This window comes from Rhodovulum sp. FJ3 (assembly GCF_032918305.1).
Taxonomy (GTDB): domain Bacteria; phylum Pseudomonadota; class Alphaproteobacteria; order Rhodobacterales; family Rhodobacteraceae; genus SAT37.
Genome location: NZ_JAWJUU010000001.1, coordinates 116930 through 132735 on the forward strand (window position 1 = coordinate 116930; position 15806 = coordinate 132735).

The following is a 15806-nucleotide window of genomic DNA, read 5'->3' on the forward strand; positions in this document are numbered from 1 at the left end:
AATGAGCGCTCTTGAGGACAACCTGAGCAAGGCCACCGCCTATATGGCCAAATTCGCCGAGACCGGCGTGATGAACCACATCAACGGGGCCAGCGTGCCCGCCGCGTCCGGCAAGATGTTCGAAACCATCTCGCCCGTGGATGGCAAAGTTCTGGCCCAAGTGGCCAAGGGCGACGAGAGCGACATCAACGCCGCCGTCGCCGCCGCCAAAGAGGCGTTCAAAACCTGGTCGAAAACGCCGGGCAAGGAACGCCGCGCCATCCTGATCAAGGTCGCCGAGTTGATTGAGGCCCGCGCCGAGGAAATCGCCTTTACCGAATGCATGGACACCGGTCAGGCCCTGCGGTTCATGTCCAAGGCCGCAATCCGTGGCGCCGCCAACTTCCGCTTTTTCGCGGATCAGGCCCCCACGGCCGAGGACGGTCAGGCCCTGCGCAACCCGACGCAGATGAACGTCACCTCGCGCCGTCCGATCGGCCCCGTGGGCGTCATCACCCCGTGGAACACGCCGTTCATGCTGTCGACGTGGAAAATCGCGCCCGCGCTGGCCGCCGGTTGTACCGTCGTGCACAAACCCGCGGAATTTAGCCCTATGACCGCGAAACTGTTGGTTGAGATCGCCGAAGAGGCCGGTCTGCCCAAGGGGGTTCTGAACCTTGTGAACGGCTTTGGCGAAGACGCGGGCCGCGCCCTGACCGAACATCCCGATATCAAGGCGATTGCCTTTGTGGGTGAGAGCCGCACAGGGTCAATGATCATGCGCCAAGGGGCCGAGACCCTGAAACGCGTTCATTTTGAACTGGGCGGCAAGAACCCCGTCATCGTGTTTGACGACGCGGATATGGAACGCGCGGTCGATGCGGCGGCGTTCATGATCTATTCGCTGAACGGCGAGCGCTGCACGTCGTCCTCGCGCCTGTTGGTGCAGGAAAACATCTATGACGACTTTACCGCCAAGGTGGCCGAGGTCGCCAACCGCATTAAGGTGGGCCACCCGCTTGACCCCGAAACCGTTGTCGGGCCGTTGATCCACCCGGAACACGAGGCCAAGGTCCTGTCCTATTTTGACAAGGCCCGCGCAAGCGGCGCGACCATCGCCGCCGGTGGGGAAAAGATCGGGGATGCGGGATGCTATGTCCGCCCCACCCTGTTCACCAATGCCACCAATGACATGGATATCGCCCAAGAGGAAATCTTTGGCCCCGTCCTGACCGCGATCCCGTTCAAGGATGACGCGGACGCGCTGCGCATCGCGAACGACGTTCAATACGGTCTGGCCGCCTATCTGTGGACCAACGACCTGAACCGCGCGATGTACATGACCGACAACCTTGAGGCCGGTATGATGTGGGTGAATTCGGAAAACATCCGCCACCTGCCCAGCCCCTTTGGCGGGGTCAAGGCATCGGGCATCGGGCGGGACGGCGGCGACTGGTCCTTCGATTTCTACATGGAAACCGTCAACGTCAGCTTTCCGCGCCAATACCACAAGGTTCCGAAACTGGGCGGCTAAGCGCCCCGTTTCCCACCGACAAGACAGACAAAGAGAGAGACAGAGACATGCCCATTCCGGCCCCCAATCTCTACCCGCCGTTCAACATCCTGCGCCTCAGCCACGTCGTGTTCGGGGTCAAGGACCTTGCCGCGTCGCGCAAGTTCTATGTCGATATCCTTGGGCTACAGGTCACGGATGAGGATGAGCAGACCATCTATCTGCGCGCCATGGAAGAGCGCGGCCATCACTGCATGGTTCTGCGCAAATCCGAGGCCAGCGAGGTGCACTCGCTATCGTTCAAGGTGTTTGACGAGGGCGAGTTGGACAAGGCGCATGATTGGTTCGCCGCCAAAGGTCACACCGTGGAATGGGTGGACCGCCCCTATCAGGGTCGCACCCTTGCCACCACCGACAACTATGGGATGCCGATTGAGTTCTATTTCAAAATGGACCGCCTTGCGCCGATCCACCAGAAATACGAGCTCTACAAAGGTGTGAAACCCCTGCGCATCGACCATTTCAACTGTTACTCGCAGTCCGTGGACGAGAGCGTCGCGTTCTATAACGAAATCGGGTTCCGCGTGACCGAATACACCGAGGACGAAGAGAGCGGACGCCTCTGGGCCGCATGGACCCACCGCAAGGGCGGCGTGCATGACATCGCATTCACCAACGGTCTGGGACCGCGCCTGCATCACACCGCGTTCTGGGTGCCGACGCCTCTGAACATCATCGACCTGTGCGACCTGATGGCGACCACCGGCTATGTCTCCAACATCGAACGCGGTCCGGGTCGGCACGGGATTTCGAACGCGTTTTTCCTCTATATCCTCGACCCCGACGGGCACCGGATCGAGATCTATTGCTCGGATTATCAGACGGTCGATCCCGACCTTGAGGCGATCAAATGGGACCTCAAAGACCCCCAACGCCAAACCCTCTGGGGTGCCCCTGCCCCGCGCAGCTGGTTTGAACACGGTTCGACCTTTACCGGCGTAGAACCCAAGGACAGCGATCTGGCCGCAACGCCGATCATCGCCCCCTGAGGAGACGGATCATGACACCCATCCCTGCCCGCATTGCCGCCTTTCACGCCAATGGTTCTGATCGCTATGGCGTTGTGACGGACGCCGGTCTCATCGACATGACGCCCGAGTACGGCGCGCGTTTCCCGACGCTTCAGCACGTGGTTGAGGCCGGCGCGCTGGAAGAGGTGATCGCCGCCGCCGAGGGGCGCGCGCCCACCTACCGCGAAGAGGACGTGACCTATCAAATCCCGATTGCGCGTCCGGAAAAGCTGATCTGTATCGGGGTGAACTTCCCCGACCGCAACGCCGAATACAAAGACGGTCAGGCCCAGCCGACAAAACCGTCGATGTTCATCCGCTTTCCCCGCTCGTTCACCGGTCACGGCGGCAATATGATCCGCCCGCCCGAGAGCGAACAGTTGGACTATGAGGGCGAGGTCACCATCGTCATCGGCAAAAGCGGTCGCCGCATCGCGCGCGAAGACGCCTATGACCACATCGCCGCCCTGACCCTGTGCAATGAGGGCACGATCCGCGATTGGGTGCGCCACGCCAAATTCAACGTGACCCAAGGCAAGAACTGGGACAGCACCGGCGCGATTGGCCCGTGGCTGGTCCCGTTCCGCGGCGCGGATCAGCTGGACGATATCGAACTGACCACCCGCGTGAACGGCGAGGTGCGCCAGAACGACCGCACATCGAACATGATGTTCGATTTCCGGTTCATCGTGAATTACGTCTCGACCTTTTGCACGCTGGTGCCCGGTGATGTGATCGTCTGTGGCACGCCCACCGGCGCGGGCGCGCGGTTCGACCCGCCCAAGTGGCTGAAACCCGGTGACGTAGTTGAGGTCGAGGCCGAAGGCATCGGCATCCTGCGCAACGGCGTGGCGGACGAATGATGCTGTCCAAGGACGATATCACCACCGCCGCTGCCGACCTGCTCAGGGCCGAAGAGACACGGCAACAGATCGGTCTGTTGTCGCGTCGCCACCCCGAGATCACGCTGGACGATGCCTATGCGATCCAGTCGGCGCAGATGGCGCAAAAGCTGGCCCAAGGGCGCACCATCATCGGCTGGAAAATCGGCCTGACGTCCAAGGTGATGCAGGACGCATTGGGGATTTCCACCCCCGACAGTGGCGTGATCTATGACGACATGGATTTCGCCGATGGCTGCACCGTGCCCGCAAACCGGTTCATCCAGCCGCGGATCGAGGCCGAGATCGCCTTTGTGATGAAGGCCCCCCTGTCGGGCAAGGTCACGCGCGAACAGGTTCTGGCGGCCACCGATTACGTCGCCCCGTCGATTGAAATCCTCGACACACGGATCGTGCGCGCCGATGCCGACACCGGCCAGACGCGCAAGATTTTCGACACCGTCGCCGACAACGCGGCCAATGGCGGTATCGTTCTGGGCCCGCAGAAACACGATCCGAACACGGTCGATCTACGCTGGGTCGGGGCGATTTTGACCAAGAACGACGAGGTCGTCGCGACCGGCCTTGGCGCCGCTGTTCTGAACGATCCGGTGATGGGGATTGTCTGGCTGTCCGAACGCATGGGCCAATACGGTCAACGGATCGAGGCCGGTCAGGTCGTCCTCGCGGGCTCGTTCATCGCCCCGATCGAATGCCCGTCCGGCACGCGCATCGACGCCGATTACGGCAGTTTCGGCCGCGTCACAGTGAATTTCGCATAGGAGGCCGCGATGCCCGCACCCAAAAACACGTTCAAAGCCCGCCTTGGCACCGGTGACGTTCAGATCGGCCTGTGGCTGGGCCTTGGGGATCCGTCCTCGGCGGAACTGGCCGCCGGTACGGGGTTTGACTGGGTCCTGATCGACGGCGAACACGGGCCCAACGGCCTGCGCGATGTGCTGGATCAGTTGCGCGGCATCGGTGAGCAGACACAGGTCGTCGTGCGCACCCGTGACGACAACCGCGCCGACATCAAACAGATGCTGGACATTGGCGCGCAGACCCTGCTGGTCCCCATGATCGAGAGCGGGGCGCAGGCCGCCGAGGTCGTCCGGTCAATGAAATACCCGCCCCAAGGGGTGCGCGGCGTGGGCGCGGCCTTGGCCCGTGCGTCGGGCTATAACGGGATCACCGATTACCTGCAGACCGCCAATGATGAGGTCTGTGTCCTTGTCCAAGTCGAGAGCCGCGCGGGCATCGACGCGCTGGACGATATCTTGTCGGTGGACGGTGTGGACGGCGTGTTCGTCGGCCCCGCCGATCTGGCCGCCGATATGGGGATGCTGGGCAAACCCGGCGCGCCCGAGGTGCAAGAGGTGGTCGTGTCGACCCTGACCCGCATCAGGGCCGCGGGCAAGGCGGCAGGCATCCTGACATCCGATCAAACACTGGCGGCCCAGTACAAAGAGATGGGCGTCGAATTCCTCGCCGTCGGGTCGGACGTGGGCGTTTTGCGCGCGGGTCTGACTGCATTGCGGGCGGCGTACCGCTGACGGCTTGGGCGGGGGCTTACGGACGTGCCTCGGGATGGGTCGGGATGTGCAGGCAATATTCCAAATGGCTCGCGCCATCGCCCGAACAGCGCAGCGTGCCGCCCATCGCCCGCGTCAGTTCCATGATATACAGAAGGCCATGCCCCGAGGGCGTGTCCGTCCCATCAAGAAACCTGTTGATGCGATCAGGGTCCGAGCTGGTGCCATTGTCGCGCACGTAGATCGACACGCCGTCGGGGGTGCGATCCGCCCAAAGTGTGATCAGCAGGTCGCGCGCCACCGCATGTTTCAACGCGTTGCCCACAAGATTGACCAAGATTTCGAGAATGGAATCGCGGCTGCCGACCAAGGGTTCCGAGGGCAATTCGACGATCGACCCTTTGCGCGCCTCAAGCTTGAGCGCATAGATTTCCCGCAACTCGGTCGCCAGATCGGACATCACGACATGATCCAACCGCATCGCCAGATCGCGACTGGGCTCGACCGCGATTGAGCGTAAACGCTCATTGATCATGGCAAGCGCCTCTTGGACGTTGCTGTGCATCAGGGCGACGACGCGCGCGGCGCTCTCGCTGAGGTTCGCCTCTTCTGCCAAGACCTCGGTCCCGTATAGGACACCCGACAAGGGGGAACGCAGATCATGCGCCAACATCGTCGCGACCGAGCGCAACCGCGTCCGATAGAGCAACCGCGACATTCGCCCCAGCCGTGCCCGATCCGCGCGTTGTATCGCAAGGCGTAGACCCTCGGCATTCACCGTCGATTTAAAGCACAGCTCATCCACATCCGAGCGCGTCAGTTCCGTCGCAACGGCCCCGTCAAACGATCCGGTCAACACGACGATTCCGGCCTGTGCGGCGGTGGCGCTGCTGCTGCGCAACCATTTCGCCGCGTCCGATCCCGTCCCATCGCCCAGTTCGAAATCAAAGATGAACAAGGCCTCTGGCGGCACCTCGGTCAGGTCCAGCTCGCTCAGCTCTGCGACCGAGCGAAAAACCACAGGTTCAGGCAGTCCCAGTTCTTGTAGCAAGAGCGAGACACGGATGACGTCAAGTTCTTCGTTTTCAAGCAGATAAATCTTCACCGCAGCACAACCACATACATTTCACACCTACACAGGAAGGATCGAACACACCTTGATCCATTTCCCCATCATCTGAATACAATTCAGGAAATCGTCACCCGCTTTTTCCTTGGTAATATAGCCGGTTACGCCCAATTCCATCGCCCGCGCCACGTCATCATCATCCGCCGAAGAGGTCAGGACGAACACCGGAATCTTGACCAGACGACTGTCGTTGTTCATCGCCGTGATCAGTTCAAAGCCGTTCATGATGGGCATGTTCAGGTCGGTCAGAACCACATACCGCTCATGGGCGTTCTGGGTGGTTTCGGAATAGAGATAGTCCAGCAACAACTCACCATTTTCAAAGAACCGCACACGGTTGGACAGGCGTTTGGCCTTGAGGGCGCTTTCGATCAGAAACCGGTCTAGATCCTCGTCCTCGGCGACCAGAATTTCAACCTCTTCCGCGGGGTTCATCGGGTTCATTTCGGTCATTGGACGTCTCCTGAAGGGAATAACATTTCGAAACTTGCCCCGCTCAAACGCACGGGGTCGTCAATTCTGATGGTGCCGTTCATGCGTCCGGTCAGACGCTCGACAATGGCAAGGCCAAGGCCGCTTGCACCAGACCGGTGTTTGGGCTCTTGGGTTTCGAACGGTTTGAACAGGCGTTCGCGGATGGCGGACGGGATGCCGACGCCGTTGTCCTCATAGCGGATGCGCACCCGCCCTTCGATCTGGTCCACCACAAAGACCGCTGCCGGGTGTTCGGCGCGCCCGTGCTGGATCGAATTTTCAAGCAGGTTCTCAAACACGCGGATCAACGCGCCGCGATCCCCCAGAAGGACCGCGCTACCGTCGCCTTCGACGTTGATCTCAACCCGCCCCGCGAACCCCGCTGACACCTGACGCAACACCGCAACGACCCGTACCGGTTTTGTCTCCAGCTCTTCGTCGCGACTGCGGATATAGCGGATGAAAGACGTGCTGAGGTCCTCAATCCGTTTCAACGACTTTATCTGTTCCTGATCGACGTCACCGTCGGACATTCCCCGCTCGGCCTTGAGGGCGTGGCGCATTGTGACAAGGGTACGCACATTGCGCACCGGTGATTTCAGATCATGAGACAGAGAGCTGACGATGAGGGCCAGATCCTCATTCTGACGCGTAATCCGGTCGGCCTGTGCCTTGTGCACAATGGCCAGTTTGGCGTTGTCATAGCCATACATCAACGTCGCCCTGATCCCCGCGAGAACCGTGCCAAACACCGCAACGGTCAACAGGTAGGACAGAAAACTGTCGGGCTTGGGGACGTTGACGAACCAGCTGAGCAACAGAAACACAAACACCGCCGGAAAGAACCCAAGGCGCCAATTCGCCTCTAGACGGCCATCCCGCGCGTGCCGCCAGTAATCAAACAGAAACGCCGCAAAGAACAGAATGGTCATCGGCCCCATGCCACTGCCATGGGTGAGGTTCAGGACCATGTCTTCCACGACGAACAGCTCATAAATCCCATAAGCCGTCAGCCCAACCACCATGAAAAACCGCCACGACGTCAGGCGATCCGTCTCGCCCGTCGCAAGTTGCGTGACCAAAAACACCGCCATAGCGGTCTCAAGCGAGGGCACACCTGGAAATGCCTCAGGCAGATGGCTGGACAGGGTGATCAGTTCCACCGAGGGCAGGATGAACACCCCCACATAGATCAAGATCAACGCCAACGACACGACCTGTAGCACACCGCGCAACACGGCAACCGCCACGATCAGACGCGGTTTGTCCACGATCATGACCAGCACCGCCAACAGGGACAACATCACGGCGGTGGTGATCTGGGTGCGGTTCAGGACGGCGAACGGGGGAATCGTCGTCTCTAGTTCAGGGCGGTAGATTTCGGCCACTTGCGACAGGGCCAACAGCACCAGCATCGCCAGCCACAGCCGTCTGTCATACGGGGGCGCGACCGCCGGGCTCATCCTGCGCGCTCCTGTCGCCTGTGATTTGCCGTGACGGTCAGATCAATCCCGTGGCGGGTCAAAAGGACCTGTTTCCAGTCCAGCAGGAACCGATCACGCAACGATCCGGTGCGGGCGGCCTCAAACCCGTCTTGCGGGACGCTCTGCCCATCAAACGGGGTCACATCGACGGCCAGTCGCTGGCCGTCAAAGGTCACCTCGGCGCACTCATAGGTCTGGCGCGCCTGCAAGACCGTGAACAGGCTATCAAGGATGCATTCAAACACCTCTGTCTGGACATTGCCGTCCGCCTCAATCGCCACCTTTGCGCAACCGGGATCGAAATGCAGTGCCAGAACCTGTTCCGCCGCGCGTTGCAGGCGCTCAGCGGGCACCGTCATCCGCGGCACCGCCAACAGGCCGATCCGCGAGAACTTTTCGACGTCCTCGCCCACCCGCCGCAAACGGTCGGACACCGCCGTCAACATACCGCGTGTCCTGTCATCGCAGTTGGGGCTGATCTGCTCTAGGACGCTGGCCGAGACCCGCAGCGGCGAAATAACATCGTGGTTCAGGTATCGCTGGGCCAGATGCATAATACGGGGCAATTGCGCCATCACCGTACGCGCACGTTCCGCGTCAATCGGGTAAAAAAGGAGTTTTTCCACATTCGCCGCATCAGGGCCGTCGCGGTGCGCTGTGACGAAAAACGGCGAACAACCGGGACTTGTGCTCAGTTCCCAAATCAAATCGCCCGTCGGATCGTTGGCAAATCTTTCGTCCCACGCGACGCGAAACTCTTTCGACGACCCCGAAACAACAAGCGTTTCCAGAGACTTATTAAGAACGCCATCGGGGGTGAGTCCGATGCGCTCTAACAGGGCGGGGCTGACATCTGTGATGGTACCGATTTCATCATGTCGCACCCAGTATGATCGGCTTACCGTTGGCACTTACGATCCAACCCCAGGTTGATGTGATTTATCTCTATCTTTAGTTACATAGGACTTAGACCTTATCAACTTTTTTCAATGAAAACGCAGATACCCCATACTTTTTCCCAAAATACTATACTTTCGGATAGGTATAAGTTTGGGGCGGTTTACAGGTCCAAGGTGACCGAGACCCGCGCGCGCGACACACAGAGCATCATCTTGCTCTGGCGTTCTTTGACCGGCAACACCACGTCGCGGTGGATCACCGTGCCCTCGGAATAGCCGCATTTGCAACTGCCGCAGACGCCCAGTTCGCAGGACGACGCGACCTCATGCCCTGCGGCGCGCAGCACGTCCAGCGCCGAGGCCTCGGCGGGAACATGCAGGGTCTGACCCGATGAGGCAAGGACGATGTCGAACGGCTCGGGCTTGAAATTCTCGTCCAGCGTGGCGGCAAAGACCTCAAAATGCACCTCGTCGGGATCACGATCCTCGGTCGCGGTGCGGATCGCTTCCAGCAACGGATCGGGACCACAGCCATAGATATGCGTCCCCTCGTCCAGCGCGCCCAGAACGCCCGCTACATCCATGCGGGTGCCGCGGGTGCTTTGGTGCAGGGACAGATGCGCGTCGCCACAAACCGCGCGCAACAGGGCAGTCATTTCCGGCGTGGCCTCGCGACAGCAATAGTGCAGCGTAAACGGCTGACCCGCCGCACGGGCCGCGCGCGCCATGGCGATCATCGGCGTCACCCCGATGCCACCGCCAATAAACACGGAACTACCCCCCACCAAGGGGAAGTTGTTGCGCGGGGCCGAGACATGCGCCTCATCGCCGGGAAACAGGTTATCATGAACCCACGCAGACCCGCCCCGCCCCGCGACCTCACGCCGGACGATGATGGAATAGCGCGACAGGTCGGCCGGATCGCTGACCAAGGAATACTGGCGCACCTTGCCATCGGGCAGACGCAGGTCCACATGCGCGCCCGGTTCCCATTCGGGCAGGGTCGGCCGCAGCGGATGGCGAAACTCAAACAGGACAAGGTCGTCGCCAAGGTCATAGCGCGACGCCACGCGCAGCTTCATGATAATTCGGGCTGTCATACGGGTTGCTGCCTATGGGGAAAGGTCGTGGGTTCGTTCAGGGGTTCGATCACATCGCCGGGGCGGATGATGCCGCCCTTTTCGATGCGGCAATTCAGACCGGACCGGTTGTAGAGCGGCAAAAAGAACGGCTTGCCGATCAGTTCCTCGATGTATTTACAGGGAAAGTTCAGACGCCCGCCGGACAGGATGCATTCGCCGATCCGAAACCGCCAGCCGACCAGATGGTTCAACGGCACGCCCCGCACGGTCAGGTTGCGGCGGTGATCGGACGGGGACATCTGGATCGGCGCGCCATGCATCGGCGGATCGTCATAGGCCAGCGCGGTCAGCGCCTCCATCTCGATCAACGTCACCTCACGCACATCGGGCTTGGGGGAATAGGTGCCGGTCCCTTTATAGTACCGGTCCCCGACAATGCCTTTGCCCTCAACCAGATGCGCCTCGGACAGTTCCTCCATTTCATAAGAGGCATCCGGCGCGATATGGATGTGCAGCAGTTCGCCTTGCCAACTCATACCCCACCCCCGACGGCGATGCATTCGATCTCGACCAGCGCGTCCTTGGGCAGGCGCACCACCTGAAACGCGGATCGCGCAGGCGCATCACCGGTAAAGGCGGCGGCGTAAACCCCGTTCATCTCGGCGAACTTGTCCATGTCGGTCAGAAACACGGTGGTCTTGACCACATCGGCCATGCTCAGGCCCTTGGCCGCCAAGATCGCGGCGATATTGTCTAGCGATTGCTGCGTCTGTTCGGCGACGGTTTCAGGCATGTCGCCGGTATCCTTGTTGATCGGCAATTGCCCCGAGACAAAGACGAACCCCTGTGCGGCGGTGCCCTGCGAATAAGGACCGGCGGCGGGCGGGGCGTCTTGGGTCGCGATGATGGTTTTGGTCATTTTATTGGTCCTTTACGGGTGTGAAAATCAATCGAGAAGCGCATGCGGCAGCCAGAGCGCGATCTGGGGAAAAGCCACCAGTCCGCCCAGCACGCAGAGCTGAATCAGTACAAAGGGGATCACGCCGATATAGATCGCGCGCAGGGACACGCCCTCGGGTGCGACGCCGCGCATGTAGAACAGGCTGATGCCAAAGGGTGGGGTCAGGAACGAGGTCTGCAAGTTCACCGCAAACAGCGCGCCCATCCACAGGGCAACGTCGCTGCGCCCGACGTGCGCGCCGAAATCAAGCTGGCCGATGATGGGCACATAGATGGGCAACAGGATTAGACAGATCTCGATCCATTCGAAGAAAAAGCCCAGAACGAAGGCCCCCAGCAGCATGAAAAACAGGACTTTCCACGCCGAACGATCCCCCGCCAGCAACAGGTCCTCGACCATGAAATCGCCGCCCAAGGCGCGGAACACATAGGAAAAGGCCGCCGCGCCGAAAAAGATCATGAACAACATGCCGTTGATCTGTCCGCTGCTGCTGAGGGTGGTGCGCCAGACCGCGCCATTCATCCGGCGCCGCAGGATCACAAGGGCCAGCGCGCCGAACGCGCCGATCCCCGCCGCCTCGGTCGTAGAGGTCAGGCCCGTCGCGATTGAACCCAGCACCAGACCCACAATCGTCAGCACCGGCAAGAGCGACGCCATCAAACGGCCAATCGGAAAGGCCTCGGTATCGGCCACAGACGGGCGCGGTGCCATTTCGGGGCGCAGAACCGCGATCCCCACCGAATAGACCGCGTAAAACCCCGCAAGGATCAGACCCGGCATGACCGCTGACAGGAAAAGCTTGCCCGCCGAGATCTGCAGGATATCCGCCATCAGCACCAGCATGATCGAGGGCGGGATCAGAATGCCCAGCGTCCCCGCCGCGCCGATGATCCCCATGGTATAGCTCTGGGCATAGCCGCGCGACAGCATCGCGGGCGTCGCCAACAGGGTCAGCATCACAACCGACGCCCCCACGATCCCCGTGGTCGCCGCCATGATCGTCCCGAGCAGCGTCACCGACAGGCCAAGGCCCCCCGGCACCTTGCGCAACAGATGGCTAAAGGCGCTGAGCAGGTCATCGCCAATGCCGGACTTGTCCAAGAGAGCGCCCATAAAGATGAACATCGGGATCGCGACCAGCAGATAGTTCTGCATCACCCCGCCATAAATACGGGCCACGATGTTAAAGAACTCGGCCGGATGGAACATGCCGACGCTCATCCCGATACCGGCGAACCCCATCGCCACGCCGCCCAGAACGAAGGCCACCGGATAGCCCGAAAACAACAGCACGAACATCGCGCCAAACATCATCAGGGGCAGGAAATCCATCCAGATCATTCCACATCCCCCCGCAGGCCACGCGCCGAGCGCACCACGACGACAACCGTCGCCATGGCCAGAACCAAAGCCCCAAGCGGCATCACCGATTTGATGATCCAGCGTTGGCCTAACCCCTCGGCCGCCGATGATCCCTCACCCGACAGGAACGCGGTCCATGCGAATTGGGTCGAGAACCACAGGACCAGCGCCAGATACGGCAAAACCAAAACCAGCGCGCCAATGATTTCAACAACATGGCGGGTTTTGGCAGAGAACTTCTCGCTCAGGATTTCGACCCGCACATGCCCGTTGCGCAGGTAGGTCCCCCCCAACGTCAGCAAAAACAGCGTGGCATGAACATGCCACTCGGCCTCTTGGAAGGACACGGTGGGCAGGGACAAAAGACGTCGACCGATCACGTCCACGACGATCAGCAGCATCAAGAGAGGAAACATATACTGTCCGACCTTTTCAAAGGCCGTGACCAATCGCGTTAACGCGGTTTCGACGCGGGACATTCGGAACACTCCAAGGGGAAAAGGAGCCGGGCCCAAACGGACCCGGCCAGAGATCAACGGTCCAGATAACCGACGTTGACCCAGCTCTGGTATTCCTCTTGGAAGGATTTCATCGAGGCCCAGACCGTCGCGAAATCCTCATCCTTGGCGGATTCCTCGGCGGCGACCTCTTCCCAAGCGGCCTCAAGCCCGTCCAGAACCTCGGGCGACCATTCGCGAACCTGAACACCCTTGGCCTCAAATTCCTGCAGCACACCGGCCTGCAAGGATTCACCCAGCGCAATCGCATCACGCACGTTGTCGCCGCAGACATATTCGACCATCGCCTGTTGCTGATCACTCAGGGCGTTCCATTCGTCGAGGTTCATCATGAAATCATAGAGCGTGGCGGGCTGGTGCCAGCCGGGGAAGTAGTAATAGCTTGCCACTTCGTTCAACCCGAGGGCCTTGTCCACCGACGGCGCGGCGAATTCGGTGGCGTCGATGACCCCACGTTCCAACGCCGCGTAGAGCTCACCGCCGGGCAACAACATGGTCGAAACCCCGATTTTTTCCAGCACCAGCGCCCCAAGACCAAGGAACCGCATCCGCATCCCTTGGAAGTCCTCAATGGTGTTCACCTCTTGGCGGAACCAGCCCGACGCCTCGGGGATCATCCCGCCGCAGGGCATGGATTTGACGTTGTGTCGGGCATAGAGCTCATCAAACATCTCTTGTCCGCCGCCGTGATAGAACCACGCCATCAGACCCGGCCAATCCATGCCGAACGGCGCCGAACTATAAAGCGACAGCGCGGGTTCATCGCCGTACCAATAGGCGGGCGTGCCCCAACAGGCCTGAACGCTGCCCCGCCCGACGGCCTCAAGGCATTGGCTGGGCGGGATCAGGGCGCCGGGCTCATAGAATTGCACACGGAAGGTGCCGCCCGACAGGCGCTCCAGCTTGGTGCCGATATCCGCACCACTTGACCCGGCGTGGGGCGCCGCAGAGGGGAACCAGCTCTGCATGCGCCACCGCACCGGGCTGTCCTCGGCCATCGCACTCGAGGCCAGAGACAGTCCAACAACAGTCGTCAGAGTGAAGGGGAGATTTTTTAGGGTCTTAATCATCGTCTTAGTCCTCGCGCTGTTTTCTACTTTAGTGGAATTGCCTCCATTGTTGGGGACTCCGCAGCGAACCTGGCAAGCGTGAGATGGTGGAAACCGGAAATTTAGACGGCAGGCACCTGAAATCGCCTATATTAGAGGCATTATCCATTTTATAGGACGCACTGAGGGCGCAAAATAAACAAAAACGGCCGCGACCTGATGGGTCGCGACCGCCGAATCTATTTTAAGAGAATCTGTTAGCGGGATTTACTGTCGATGATCAGCAGGTACTGACAGGGGCCCGTTCCACGTGCGATGAACTCATGCGTGACATGCGCGCGAAAGAACAACGCGTCCCCTGCGGACAAGGGGTGGCTCTGCCGGTCCAGCAGCGCGTCCAACTCGCCCGACAGAACATAGATATATTCCTCAACCCCGACGGAATGCGGCACGAACTGCCCCGTGCTCTGCCCCTTGGGCAAGGTATTCAGCACCCAGTCCAGCCCCCGCGACGGCAGGATCGGCGCGATACAGCGGCGCTCAAACCCTGTTTTATCGTCGATCATGCGCGGTTGATCCTTGGCCCGCAGGACAACGACCTCACCCCCAGAGGGCGGCGACATCAGTTCGGCAAAGGTGGTCCCCAGCGCCTCGGCCAGCTTGGCAAAGTTGGTCGTGGTCGGGGTCACCTCGCCCCGTTCGATCTTGGAAATCGCGGACCGGCTGACCCCCGATTTCTCGGCCAACTGCTCAAGCGAGAACCCGCGACCCGCGCGAAATTCCTTCAACCGCGGCCCCAGCGCCATCCCTTCTTGGGCCTCCGGCGCGTCCGCCTCATCCGCCAAACGATCAAAGGTCTCAAACCCTGCGCCGCTATTATCCTGCATAGATCAGATCCTCTGCCTCACACATCGCCTCCCATAGATGGGAAGATTTTCCACTATAGTAAGATCGAAACCAGACGACCGCAAGTCACGGACGCACAACCTGACCGAGAATTGAAATGTGGCTCAAGAACTGGCTGCCCCTACCACCTACAATCCGCATAATCTGTTTCAAGGCACCGGACGGTCAACTCTTGTCCCTGTGTCAGTAGACCGACAGGTAAGACTTTCGCAATTTCATCCCGACGCAAACACCCAAGGCTCGCGCCCTTCGCGCAGGAAATATTAAACCACATATATGCCGATACATAATTCTGATAGGTGCCTGCGCCTTCTTCGTACATATCGCCAAGCAAATAATGATCAGCAATTTTCCCTTCCCTTGCTGCCTTTCGCGCAAGTTCAAAGGCTTCGAAGACGTCCTTTTTGACCCCATCTCCATCGTAGTATAATTTAGCAAGCCTTAGCCAAGCTTTCGGGTTTTCGCGTTCTGCAGAAAGCTTCCACCACTCTGCGGCTTTGCCAACATCCTTTGGCACGCCCCTCCCATAGAAATGCATATTTCCCAATCTGAATTGGGCTTCCGCGTCCCCTGCCTCTGCATATGGCGTCATTTCGTTTAAAACGAGTGCAAAATCAGCATCACGATAGGCTTGCTCCCAACGCTCCCAATCCTGCGCGAAACACGGCTGAAAAACACACAGAAAAGCGCAGAGAAACAAAGATAATTTCAGCATTCCACGACCCAACAGATTTAATTATCAGGCTTATAAAAAGACCATAAAACGGCCAGACGTCAAAATCCAAATCAAGGATCTTGGCCTGCAACTGATTTTCCGTGAACTAAAAAAGGAAAATGGCGGAGAGACAGGGATTCGAACCCTGGAGACGGTCTCCCGCCTACACACTTTCCAGGCGTGCGCCTTCGACCACTCGGCCACCTCTCCGGTTGGACCCGTTTAATGCGGAAACCCTATGATGTGCAAGCC

General features: G+C 60.0%; 17 protein-coding genes and 1 tRNA gene. 5 read left to right on the forward strand and 13 right to left on the reverse strand.

Annotation, left to right across the window (positions count from 1 at the left end; genetic code table 11):
• Position 1: 1 nt before the first annotated feature.
• The 5 genes from hpaE to R1W00_RS00525 are packed head-to-tail and all read left to right on the forward strand — an operon-like array spanning position 2 to position 4996.
• Complete coding sequence (gene hpaE, locus R1W00_RS00505; protein ID WP_317260756.1) at positions 2–1513, forward strand: 5-carboxymethyl-2-hydroxymuconate semialdehyde dehydrogenase; 1512 nt, start codon at positions 2–4, stop codon at positions 1511–1513.
• A gap of 47 nt (positions 1514–1560) precedes the next feature.
• On the forward strand, positions 1561–2541 hold the full coding sequence (gene hpaD / locus R1W00_RS00510) for a 3,4-dihydroxyphenylacetate 2,3-dioxygenase (RefSeq protein WP_317260757.1): 981 nt from the start codon (positions 1561–1563) through the stop codon (positions 2539–2541).
• 11 nt (positions 2542–2552) lie between these two features.
• Entirely contained in the window at positions 2553–3425 is an 873-nt protein-coding gene (locus tag R1W00_RS00515; RefSeq protein WP_317260758.1) for a fumarylacetoacetate hydrolase family protein, read from the forward strand.
• Positions 3425–4225 (forward strand): 2-oxo-hept-4-ene-1,7-dioate hydratase, encoded by an 801-nt coding sequence (gene hpaH / locus R1W00_RS00520; protein WP_317261582.1) that lies wholly within the window; start codon positions 3425–3427, stop codon positions 4223–4225. Before R1W00_RS00515 ends, hpaH begins: the two co-directional genes overlap by 1 nt.
• Before the next feature lie 9 nt (positions 4226–4234).
• Positions 4235–4996: an HpcH/HpaI aldolase/citrate lyase family protein gene (locus R1W00_RS00525; RefSeq protein ID WP_317260759.1), complete on the forward strand. Its 762-nt coding sequence runs from the start codon at positions 4235–4237 to the stop codon at positions 4994–4996.
• 16 nt (positions 4997–5012) lie between these two features.
• Here R1W00_RS00525 and R1W00_RS00530 read toward each other — a convergent pair whose 3' ends face one another.
• From R1W00_RS00530 to R1W00_RS00590, 13 genes are all read right to left on the reverse strand, one after another.
• The gene (locus R1W00_RS00530; RefSeq protein WP_317260760.1) at positions 5013–6080 is read right to left on the reverse strand and encodes a HAMP domain-containing sensor histidine kinase; all 1068 of its coding nucleotides are present in this window, start codon (positions 6078–6080) and stop codon (positions 5013–5015) included.
• A 27-nt stretch (positions 6081–6107) separates the two neighbouring features.
• Positions 6108–6557 (reverse strand): response regulator, encoded by a 450-nt coding sequence (locus R1W00_RS00535; RefSeq protein ID WP_317260761.1) that lies wholly within the window; start codon positions 6555–6557, stop codon positions 6108–6110.
• Positions 6554–8041, reverse strand: a complete 1488-nt coding sequence (locus R1W00_RS00540; protein WP_317260762.1) for a HAMP domain-containing sensor histidine kinase — start codon at positions 8039–8041, stop codon at positions 6554–6556. The genes R1W00_RS00535 and R1W00_RS00540 overlap by 4 nt, the downstream gene beginning before the upstream one ends.
• Complete coding sequence (locus tag R1W00_RS00545; RefSeq protein ID WP_317260763.1) at positions 8038–8688, reverse strand: hypothetical protein; 651 nt, start codon at positions 8686–8688, stop codon at positions 8038–8040. Before R1W00_RS00545 ends, R1W00_RS00540 begins: the two co-directional genes overlap by 4 nt.
• A gap of 434 nt (positions 8689–9122) precedes the next feature.
• Positions 9123–10061 carry a PDR/VanB family oxidoreductase gene (locus R1W00_RS00550; protein WP_317260764.1) on the reverse strand — a complete coding sequence of 313 codons (939 nt, stop codon included), beginning with the start codon at positions 10059–10061 and terminating at the stop codon, positions 9123–9125.
• Positions 10058–10579 carry an MOSC domain-containing protein gene (locus R1W00_RS00555; protein ID WP_317260765.1) on the reverse strand — a complete coding sequence of 174 codons (522 nt, stop codon included), beginning with the start codon at positions 10577–10579 and terminating at the stop codon, positions 10058–10060. The genes R1W00_RS00550 and R1W00_RS00555 overlap by 4 nt, the downstream gene beginning before the upstream one ends.
• Positions 10576–10962, reverse strand: coding sequence for a RidA family protein (locus tag R1W00_RS00560; protein WP_317260766.1), 387 nt, complete (start codon positions 10960–10962; stop codon positions 10576–10578). The genes R1W00_RS00555 and R1W00_RS00560 overlap by 4 nt, the downstream gene beginning before the upstream one ends.
• A gap of 27 nt (positions 10963–10989) precedes the next feature.
• Complete coding sequence (locus R1W00_RS00565; RefSeq protein WP_317260767.1) at positions 10990–12345, reverse strand: TRAP transporter large permease subunit; 1356 nt, start codon at positions 12343–12345, stop codon at positions 10990–10992.
• Entirely contained in the window at positions 12342–12845 is a 504-nt protein-coding gene (locus tag R1W00_RS00570; protein ID WP_317260768.1) for a TRAP transporter small permease subunit, read from the reverse strand. The genes R1W00_RS00565 and R1W00_RS00570 overlap by 4 nt, the downstream gene beginning before the upstream one ends.
• A 53-nt stretch (positions 12846–12898) precedes the next feature.
• Positions 12899–13954, reverse strand: coding sequence for a TRAP transporter substrate-binding protein (locus R1W00_RS00575; protein WP_317260769.1), 1056 nt, complete (start codon positions 13952–13954; stop codon positions 12899–12901).
• Between the two features lie 236 nt (positions 13955–14190).
• Entirely contained in the window at positions 14191–14820 is a 630-nt protein-coding gene (locus R1W00_RS00580; protein ID WP_317260770.1) for an XRE family transcriptional regulator, read from the reverse strand.
• Between the two features lie 140 nt (positions 14821–14960).
• Positions 14961–15554 carry a tetratricopeptide repeat protein gene (locus R1W00_RS00585; protein ID WP_317260771.1) on the reverse strand — a complete coding sequence of 198 codons (594 nt, stop codon included), beginning with the start codon at positions 15552–15554 and terminating at the stop codon, positions 14961–14963.
• A 120-nt stretch (positions 15555–15674) separates the two neighbouring features.
• Positions 15675–15764 (reverse strand) — tRNA-Ser (locus R1W00_RS00590).
• Positions 15765–15806: the final 42 nt, after the last annotated feature.